This window comes from Pseudomonas sp., assembly GCF_032058845.1.
In the GTDB taxonomy this organism is placed as follows: domain Bacteria; phylum Pseudomonadota; class Gammaproteobacteria; order Pseudomonadales; family Pseudomonadaceae; genus Aquipseudomonas.
Genome location: NZ_DAMCCR010000002.1, coordinates 86,416 through 95,554, shown reverse-complemented (window position 1 = coordinate 95,554; position 9,139 = coordinate 86,416). Strand labels below are relative to the sequence as shown.

Sequence of the window (9,139 nt, the reverse complement as noted above, 5' to 3'; positions counted from 1 at the left end):
GCCGGCGACCTGTTTCCCTTCCTCTGGATCGGGCGGGCGCTGGCCGCGCGCGGGTGCCGCCTTGGCGTGCTGACGCGCAATGCGCGCGAGCTGGCGCATGTCACGCTGCAGGCCATCGGCATCGCCGACTGCTTTGAATCCTCACAGGTGCTGGGGCGCGATGAGGCCGAACCCAAACCCAGCCCGGAAGGGCTGCTGAAGATCGCCCAGGCCTGGGGCGTGGCGCCGACCGAGATGGTGATGGTCGGTGACTACCGCATCGACCTCGACAGCGGCCGCGCGGCGGGCACCCGCACCGTGCTGGTGAACGTGCCGGACAACCCCTGGCCGGAGCTGACCGACTGGCATGCGGTGGATTGTCAGGCGTTGCACAGATTGCTGGGCTGAGGCGCCAAGCATTTCGGTGCGCACTGCACGGACCGCGATGAGCAGGCTGATTTGGTCCCAAGTGCGCACACGCGCTTCGCGAAAAACTATCCCTGTGGGAGCGGCCGGTCCGGCGCTCCGGTCAGCCGCGATGGGCCGCGCAGCCGACCCAAGGCTGCAACGTCTATTTCCCTGTTATTTCGCGACGCCTGAATCAGGCCGGCTATGCCGGCCATCGCGGCTTAAGCCGCTCCTACACGGATGTGGGAGCGGCTTCAGCCGCGATGGGCGCCGCCGCCGACCCAGTGCCTAGGTCGGTGCCGACCCCGAATTCAAGTCAGCCTACCGCACCCATGCAACCCATCCAGCAGACAGTTGCGATGTCACTGGCCCTACAGACCGCTTCGATGTAACGGCGTGTAATGGCGCCGCGCGCAATGGCAGACCATTACATTCCCGCGCAGCCGTGATCGATGGCGAGTCTTTAGACTGTTGCCGCATCGAATGGGATGCATTCGCCGTGCTGGTGCAGTGCAGTGCGTCGCGCAAGGCCTGGACCCGGCGAGAGGCAGGCGAGAGCACACCTGCGTGCGGTGTACCGCTGGCACTTGCGCTGCACGTATCTGCAACGTGCGCAACGATCCTCGATGCCTGTTCCCGCCAAAGGATCTGCCCACGCCCTTCGTACTGCGCCTGCGCCACCGCCGCGTGCGCGACTGCCTGTCCACCGACCTGTTCCGGAGCCCTGTCCATGACCCGCTTCCCCACCTGGCGGCGCCTGCTGCCGTTGTTCGCCATCGCCTGCTGCTGCCTGGGGCTGTCTGCGCCTGCAGGCGCCGCGCAGGTTACCGACGTGCTGGGCCGTACCGTCAGCGTCGATCACCCGCCGCAGCGCATCGTGCTGGGTGAGGGCCGGCTGTTCTTCGCCCTGGCCCTGCTCGACCGCGACAATCCCTTCCAGCGGGTGGTGGGCTGGCAGAACGACATGCGTTTGCTGGACCCGCATACCTATGCGGTATACGCCAAGCAGTACCCGCAGATCAGCCAGCTGCCGCTGATCGGCCAGGCCTCCGAGCAGAGCGTCAGCGCCGAGCAGATACTCAGCCTGAAACCGGACCTGGCCATCTTCAGCATCGCCGGCGAAGGCCCGACCCAGCACAGCCCGGTGGCCGACCTGCTGGCCAAGGCCGGGGTGCCGGTCCTGTTCATTGATTTTCGCGTGCACCCGATCCGCAATACCCGGGTCAGCCTCGAAGCGCTGGGCACCTTGCTTGGCCGCGAACAGCAGGCGCAGAACTTCCTCAGCCTGTACGACCGCCACCTGCAGCAAGTCGAGCAACGTGTAGCCGGTATCGAGGACAGCGCGCGGCCCAAGGTCTTCCTCGAGCTGCTGCCCGGCGTCTGGCAGGCCCCCGGGCACACCACCGGCAAGAGCGGCCTGGGCAGCGTGATCACGGCGGTGGGTGGGCACAACATTGCCGCCGACGTGGTGCCTGGCGCGCTGGGCGATGTCAGCGTCGAATACGTGCTGCAGCAAGACCCGGACGTATACATCGCCACCGGCAACCGCGCCCCGGGCGTGTTGCTCGGCGCTGGCGTTACCGCGGAAACTGCCCGTGACAGCCTGGCGCGTATTACCGCACGCCCCGAGTTCGCCCCGCTGCGGCCGATCCAGCAAGGCCAGGCCCACGCCCTGTGGCACGACTTCTACAACTCGCCGTTCAACATCCTCGCCATTGAAGCCATGGCCCGCTGGATTCACCCCGAGCTGTTCAAAGACCTCGACCCGCACGCGACCCTGGCCGAGATCAACCAACTGCTCAAGGTCGACCTTGAAGGCAGTTACTGGATCGACGCGAAATGACCGCGCAGGCCTCCACCGAGGCGTTGCACGCAGCGGCGCGCTATCGCCATCTGCTGTGGCGACGCACCTGGCTGGTCATCGGACTGGCGCTGTTGCTGGTGCTGGCCGTGCTCGCAGATCTGGCCAGTGGTGCATCGGGCATGGGTCTGTGGCAACTGATTCACGGTGTGTTCGACCCGGCCAGCCTCAGCGCCACCGAGCGGGTGATCATCTGGAACGTGCGCCTGCCCTATGCGCTGATGGCAGTGCTGGTGGGGGCTGCGTTGTCGCTGGCCGGTGCCGAGATGCAGGCGATCCTGGATAACCCGCTGGCCAGCCCGTTCACCTTGGGCGTGTCGTCTTCGGCGGCGCTGGGCGCTTCGCTGGCGATCGCCTACCCGTTGGGCGTGGCCTGGCTGGCGCCCAGTGTGCAGGTGCCGCTGATGGCCTTCATCTTCGCGTGCCTGTCGGTGTTGCTGCTGCAAGTGATGTCGCGCCTGCGCGGTGCCGGCGTGCAGAGCCTGGTGCTGTTCGGCATCGCCCTGGTGTTCAGCTGCAACGCGCTGGTGTCGCTGCTGCAGATGCTGGCCACTGAAGACGTGCTGCAACAGTTGGTGTTCTGGACCCTGGGCAGCCTGGCGCGGGCCAACTGGGATTCGCTGACGCTCCTGGCGATCGTGCTGGCCGTGGTGATGCCGTTTTCGCTGCGCGCGGCACCGGCAATGACCTTGCTGCGCATGGGCGAGGATCGGGCCCGCAGCTTCGGGGTCGACACCCGGCGGCTGCGCCACGCCTCCCTGCTGCGTATCAGCCTGCTGGCGGCCACCGCTGTGGCGTTCGTCGGCACCATCGGTTTCATCGGCCTGGTCGGGCCGCACATCGCCCGCCTGCTGGTCGGCGAAGACCAGCGCTTTCTGCTGCCGGCCAGTGCGCTGGTCGGCGCCTTGCTGCTGGCGCTGTCGTCGGTGGCGAGCAAGCTGATACTGCCGGGCATGATCGTGCCGGTGGGTATCGTCACCGCACTGGTGGGTGTGCCGGTGTTCGTCGCGCTGGTGTTCCGCCGGGGGAGAAACCTGTGAGCCTGTCGATCAACGCGCTGTGCGTCGCCTATGGTTCGCGCACGGTCATCCACAACCTGAGCCTGCCGCCGCTGCCCAGCGGCAGCCTGGTGGCGCTGGTCGGCCCGAACGGTGCTGGCAAGTCCACCTTGCTGCGGGCGCTGGCCGGGCTGGAGCCGATGAAGGGTGCGCTGACCCTGGAAGGGGTCGATGTGACGCGGCTGGGTTTCGCCGAGCGCGCCCGCCGTCTGAGCTACATGCCCCAGCAACTGCCCCCCGGCATTGCCTTGGGCGTGCTGGAAAGCATCATCGTCGGCCTGCGGGTCAGCGGCGCCGACAATCCACCGGCCATCGCCTTCGAGGCGTTGCGCCAATTGGGCATCGAACACCTGGCCGAGCGCGGGCTGGATGCGTTGTCAGGCGGGCAGAAACAGCTGGTCGCGCTGGCCCAGTTGCTGGCCCGCAACCCCCAGGTGCTGTTGCTCGACGAGCCCACCAGCGCCCTGGACCTGCACTATCAACTGCGGGTGATGGACGCGGTGCGCCAGCGCGTACAGGACCAGCGCCTGCTGGCCATCGCCGTGCTGCACGACATCAATCTCGCGGCCAGCCATGCCGATACCCTGGTGATGCTCAACCAGGGCCGCGTGGTGGCCTGCGGCACCCCGCAGGCGGTGCTGCAACCGGCGCTGCTGGCTGAGGTGTACGGCGTCGAAGCGCGGGTCGAGCGTTGTTCGCGGGACCGCTTGCAGGTGCTGGTCGACCGCGCGGTGTTGTAGGCGCAGCAAGCGCTGTGGGTTCAGCAGGCTCAGCCGAACATACCGTCGATTCCGGCCAACCCAAGCGCTCTGCGCCGGGCCTCGAGCGGCTGGTCGAGGCCGCGCTTGCCGCTGATCAGGCGCGCGGCCTGCAGGCTCGGCGGGGGCGGATCGAGCAGGGCCAGCAGGTCCAGAGCCGGGGTCTTGTAGATCGACAGTTTGCGCAGCGACACCTCATGCGTGCCGTCGAGCCGGGCCAGCGTCTTGAGGTTTTCCAGACGCAGCGCGTGCAACTGCCTGCAAGGGGTCAGGTCGAGGCTGGCAATGTGCGGCTGGTCTTCGATCTGCAGCACTTGCACGCGGGGAAACTGCGCCAGGTCCAGGCCTTGCAACCCACGCGCACGGCACAGGTGCAGGTGCGTGGTGCTCTGGCTGCTCAGCTCGGGCATTCCCTCGCGGCTGCCGAAACCGATGGCCAGATCACGCAGGTCTGGAAGGCTGGCGACCACCTCGAAGGTGGTGCTGGCCGGCTGGCGGTAGAGGCTCAAGGCAGTCAGGCCCTGGAGCGCTTGCAGCGGGGCCAGCCCGGTGGTTTTGGCGTTCAGGTGCAGGGCCTGCAGGTGTGGCAGCCGGCTCACCGGGTGCAGGTCGAGCTTCGTCCCGATTTCCTGGGCGACCCTCAAACTGCGCAAGGTGTGCAGGTTATCCAGGGCCAGCACGGGGTTGAGATCGAGCCTGTCCATACCCAGCGCCAGGCTGTGCAATTGAGTCAGGTCCCCTAGCCGTTCCAGGTTCTCGACCTGATAGAGGCAATCGAGGCTCAAGACCTGTACGTGGGGCAGCGACGCCAGCGTGCGTCCATCGAATGGCTGCCCCGCGAAGTGGCCCCAGAAGCGCACCTCGAGCCGGGGACCGTGGGTTGCGCACAGCGCGTCCAAGGCCGCCAGAATGGGCGCCGGGTACTGCTCGGGGGCGGAGAATTGCACGACCAGCTCTGCTTCGGTGCTGGCCAGATGCTCAGCAATGGTGGTTTGCAGATCGTGCAAAGACGGCGACTCGAGGCGCTGCGCCAGCATGGCGGTGTCTTCCATCAGAGGGGAATGGGTTGACCCGCCCGAGCCAGCTCGGTTCCACGCTGCCAGTGCCCAGGCACGCTCTGAAAGGCTCGCGCGGGAGGGGAAGCCTTACGCGCGCGAACCGGGATCCGCGACAGTTACCGCAGCCCACACCGCACGCCGAGCCGCCATCGGAAAGAAGGGCTGATCAACAACGTTGCAAGGCATCGAGCTGCTGCTGCGCATGCGCGGCCATGCGATAGGCGTCCAGCAGGGCGGCGATGTCCTCGATGTGCAGGCGTTGGCCATTGCGCATCAGCCCGGCCGACTGAACGCGGATACTCGGCACAGGCTTGGCCAGCGCCAGGGCCTGATTGCCGAACAGCTGGAACGTGGCGCGGTGCTTGGGTAGCGGCGCGCCAGGGCGCAGGATCAGCGTCTGCTGGGTGATCAGGCCCTCATCCTTGACCTGGATGTCGGTGATGTCGGTCAGCTCGACCGGGGCGCTCAGGGTGTCTACCGTCAGTTGCCGGCGGTTGATGCGCATGAACACGGCATTGCCGGCGTTGCGGTGTTGCCAGGTCAGGATCGCCAAGAGCGCGACCATGACCAGGGTGAAGATCACGGCCTTGGTGTTGCCGGCGTGGATTGCCATGCCCAGGAGTATCACGCTCCCCAGCAACAGGATTGGCCCCCACACCTTGAAGCGGCGGGTATTGGTGAACTCGCTCTGCTCAGGGACCTGCGCGACGACGGCCTTGAGTTCATCGATCACTTGCTGGCGGTTGGCGTCCTGGGCCTGGTTGTGTTCACGGCTCAGTGATTCGGCCAAGTGGGTCAACGGGTCGGGCTGCTGTGGGGTGCTCATGGCTGGGTTTCCGGGTGATGGGGGAAGGGATCGAGCGGCTGCGGTGGTGCGGCCTGAGGTAACGCGGGTAGGGCGCCGTGAACGGCAATGTGGCGAGCGCCGAGGGTCATGCCGAGGCCCCTGCGAGCTTGCACGGCGAAGGCGCTTGGGCCAGGTGGGCGAACCATTGGCGGTCCTGCGCTCGAGGCATGCGCGTGGCCTGGGCCAACAGCTCGGCATCGATGTCCACCTGTAGATGGCGCAAGCGCAGGGCTGTCGGGGGGTGGGTATCGAACGGATGGGTCACGGTGTGCTCCAGCACTTGATCGTCCAGTCGCAGCGGCGTGCGCTGCAGGTGCTCGGCCAGGGCCTGGATCAGATTGCTGTGCTGGCGATCGTCGAGCAGTGGCCTGACTTCACGTTCCAGCGCAACGACCCGCAGCAGGGCCTGGCCGAACAGGCGCGTGCCAGCCACTTGCGCGGCGCTGCGGTCGGCCAGCAGTTCCTCAGCGCGGCCCCAGTGGTGCACGGCCAGTTGAAAGTGCAGGAGGAACTGCGCGCTGATCCAGAGGGCAGGGCGTTCGATCCAGGAAGGGTCAGGGTTTTCGGCGCGGAGCAGCTCGAAGTGCTCGCACATCAAGCGAAAGTGCGCCGAGACTTCACTGCCGCGCTCGGTGTCGCGATTGCTGAAATGGCCAAGCTCATGGCCAACGATCGCGGCGGTTTCCTGCTGGCTCAGGGTGCACAGGTAGGGCAGCGGCAAGTACATCGTGCGACCGCTGAGTGTCTGGCCTGAAGGCTGCATGGTGACGTTCACGCAGGTCACGAAGAACGACTGATCCACCCCCACGACGATGTGATCGGGCGACGGCGCGCCGAGCTGGGTGGCCAGGCCCTCGACCCATGCCCATACACCGGGTGCCTCGCCGCGGCTCAGGCCACGACCGAGAACACTCGACACCGGCGTGTCCATCGCCTGCCAGCGTTTGCGCAGACGCACGATCAAACTGACGCCGATACCCATCACCCCCAGCACCGGAATCGCCACCAGCGCCATGGCCCAGCCACCGCCTTTGAGGTGGCTCCAGCCATAACTCAGCTCATACAGCAGGCTGATGCCGATGGCGGCCAGCAACAGCCCGGTGTAGGTCACCAACCAGCGCCCGATCACCTGCCAGCTCTGGCTCAGGTGGTTGTACAGATAGTGTCGGGATTTCAGTGCGCGCCAGGCATCGATACGCAGTTTGATCCACGTACCCGGCCCTGCCAGCAGCGCGGCCAGTGCCAGCCAGTAGGCAAGCCAGGCCAGGGCCTGGCGCAGGCGCAATGAGCCCTGATCGGCCTCGGCCTGGCGGACTTTCCACTCGAACTGGTCGCGGCGACCTTGCTCTGAGATGACCTGGCTGCGCTCGGTGTACGACAATTGCTGCAAACGCTCGTCGCTGGGCTGGACCAGCCACTGCTGCATCACCTGCGCCTCTGCCAGCACGTTGCTGGCCCGCCAGCCTTGCAGACTGCTCCAGGCCATCAGGGCCAGCGGCAGCACCAGCAAGGGCCAGGCCATTCGTCGCAGGCGGTTCATCATCTGTTCATTCTCGACATCATCAGGTGTGGCAGGGCTCGGATGGGTAGGGCCTGTGGCGGTCGCAGAGCAGCGCCATGACCGCGCCGTAGCGGCGCTGTCGGTGACCGCTGCAGTGCTGGCTGCGATCGCCGATTTCGCGATCACCGCGCAAGGGCTCCGCGCTTCAGCACCCTGAGCGTGAAATTTCTGACCTGACCCACGGTCTACTGCGCCGGGAAGACCCCATTGCGCCGCACGTAATGGCTGCGCGGCTGTGCAGGTGACAATGGCCGGGCCTCATGCAAGAGGGCCAGTGCGCCCTGAGTTCGAGACTGTCCCGAACAGGGTCCGCGCAGCGCGACGCACGGCCATGGCAGGTACAATCAAACCGCCCTGTCTGGATAGCGGGCACGCCAGGGCCGTATTGAAGGCAACCTCAAACGATCTGCCAAGCACCTGGGCCGCGGCGCACAACAAACAAGCCGTCGCTCACAACGCACACTGCAGCCGCTGTGACGGCGTCAACCTGCACACCGTCTTGCAGCACCCGTGGATACGCGACTGATGAAACGCTGGAACCCTTACCTGGATACGCACTTCGTCTACGACCACCCCGGCGTCCTGGCCCAGGCGGGCGTGCTGGACGACAGCGCGCAGCACATGGTCGGCAGCGCAATCGGTCATTACCGGGCGCGCACGGTGCGTCCGCATTTGCAGTACTTCGACTGCAACCTGCAGTTCCCCGAGCCGGTGCGGATCGACAAGGTCTTGCCGGGCAGTCTGTGCCTGGTCCAGGTGCTCGATGGCCAGTGGCAGCACCGGGTCGACGGGCAACTGAACCGCTACACGCTGGGCGGTACTCACTGCCTGGGCTTGAGCGAAAGCATGGAGGCGGTCGACCAGCTGCCCGCCGGCAGCCACGCACGCATGGCCGGTCTGCGCATCGCCGGGGATTTTCTGCATGAGCTGGCCGAAGAGGACGCTGCGCTACGGCCCTTGCTGGACCTGCTCCAGGGCGGCGTGCAACTGGTCGAGTTCAACCGCTGCAAGACCTTGGGCGTATTGCTGGAACGGCTGTATCACTCGCCTTACGAAGGCGCGCTGGAGCGCTTGAATCAGGAAAGCCTGAGCCTCGCGGTGCTGGTGGAACTGGCCACCTTTCTCAAAGGCGAACCGACCCGGCCCGGGCCCGCACCGCGGGGGCAACGTGACATCGCCCATCAGGCCCGCGGCATCCTCGACACACACTTGCTCGACCCGCCGGGCAGCGTGGACCTGGCACGGCAGCTCGGGGTGGGCGAAACCACCCTGCGTCGGGCGTTCGTCAACGTCTATGGCCAGTCGATGCTGCAGTACCTGCGCCAGGCGCGCATGGAGCTGGCGCGCACCTTGCTGCGTCAGGGCAAATGGCAGGTGGCGCAGATCGCTTTCCGCCTGGGCTACGCCAATCCGGCCAACTTCAGCCACGCGTACAAGGCGCATTTCGGACATCCGCCGGGAGCGGAGGCCTAGACAGCGTGCGGCCGGCGCTGAGCATCAGGCCGAGCTCGAGCTATGCTGGGCAGTCCGTTCAGGCGGGTCACTGAGCCGTCAGTGCTCGCTGCCTGCGGGTGTTGATCCCGTGTAGCGTGGTGGGTGCTGCCTGCGC

General features: G+C 66.5%; 8 protein-coding genes. 5 read left to right on the top strand and 3 right to left on the bottom strand.

From position 1 onward, the window contains the following. From RT028_RS00945 to RT028_RS00930, 4 genes are all read left to right on the top strand, one after another. Nucleotides 1-387 (top strand): HAD-IA family hydrolase (locus tag RT028_RS00945; RefSeq protein WP_312931390.1); only part of this gene is annotated, 387 nt, incomplete at its 5' end. Nucleotides 388-1,117: 730 nt separating this feature from the next. Next, nucleotides 1,118-2,230: an ABC transporter substrate-binding protein gene (locus RT028_RS00940; RefSeq protein WP_312931387.1), complete on the top strand. Its 1,113-nt coding sequence runs from the start codon at nt 1,118-1,120 to the stop codon at nt 2,228-2,230. Beyond that, nucleotides 2,227-3,288 (top strand): iron ABC transporter permease, encoded by a 1,062-nt coding sequence (locus RT028_RS00935; protein WP_312931384.1) that lies wholly within the window; start codon nt 2,227-2,229, stop codon nt 3,286-3,288. The genes RT028_RS00940 and RT028_RS00935 overlap by 4 nt, the downstream gene beginning before the upstream one ends. Beyond that, nucleotides 3,285-4,046 carry an ABC transporter ATP-binding protein gene (locus RT028_RS00930; protein ID WP_312931381.1) on the top strand — a complete coding sequence of 254 codons (762 nt, stop codon included), beginning with the start codon at nt 3,285-3,287 and terminating at the stop codon, nt 4,044-4,046. The genes RT028_RS00935 and RT028_RS00930 overlap by 4 nt, the downstream gene beginning before the upstream one ends. Nucleotides 4,047-4,075: 29 nt before the next feature. Here the strand turns inward: RT028_RS00930 and RT028_RS00925 are convergent, their stop codons facing one another. From RT028_RS00925 to RT028_RS00915, 3 genes are all read right to left on the bottom strand, one after another. Continuing rightward, nucleotides 4,076-5,101, bottom strand: a complete 1,026-nt coding sequence (locus tag RT028_RS00925; RefSeq protein WP_312931379.1) for a hypothetical protein — start codon at nt 5,099-5,101, stop codon at nt 4,076-4,078. 187 nt (nt 5,102-5,288) lie between these two features. Further along, on the bottom strand, nt 5,289-5,948 hold the full coding sequence (locus RT028_RS00920) for a hypothetical protein (protein ID WP_312931377.1): 660 nt from the start codon (nt 5,946-5,948) through the stop codon (nt 5,289-5,291). A gap of 106 nt (nt 5,949-6,054) precedes the next feature. Then, nucleotides 6,055-7,509, bottom strand: coding sequence for a M48 family metallopeptidase (locus RT028_RS00915; protein WP_312931375.1), 1,455 nt, complete (start codon nt 7,507-7,509; stop codon nt 6,055-6,057). Nucleotides 7,510-8,055: 546 nt separating this feature from the next. Here RT028_RS00915 and RT028_RS00910 point away from each other — a divergent pair. After that, nucleotides 8,056-9,003: an AraC family transcriptional regulator gene (locus RT028_RS00910; RefSeq protein WP_312931373.1), complete on the top strand. Its 948-nt coding sequence runs from the start codon at nt 8,056-8,058 to the stop codon at nt 9,001-9,003. The last annotated feature ends 136 nt before the right edge of the window (nt 9,004-9,139 follow it).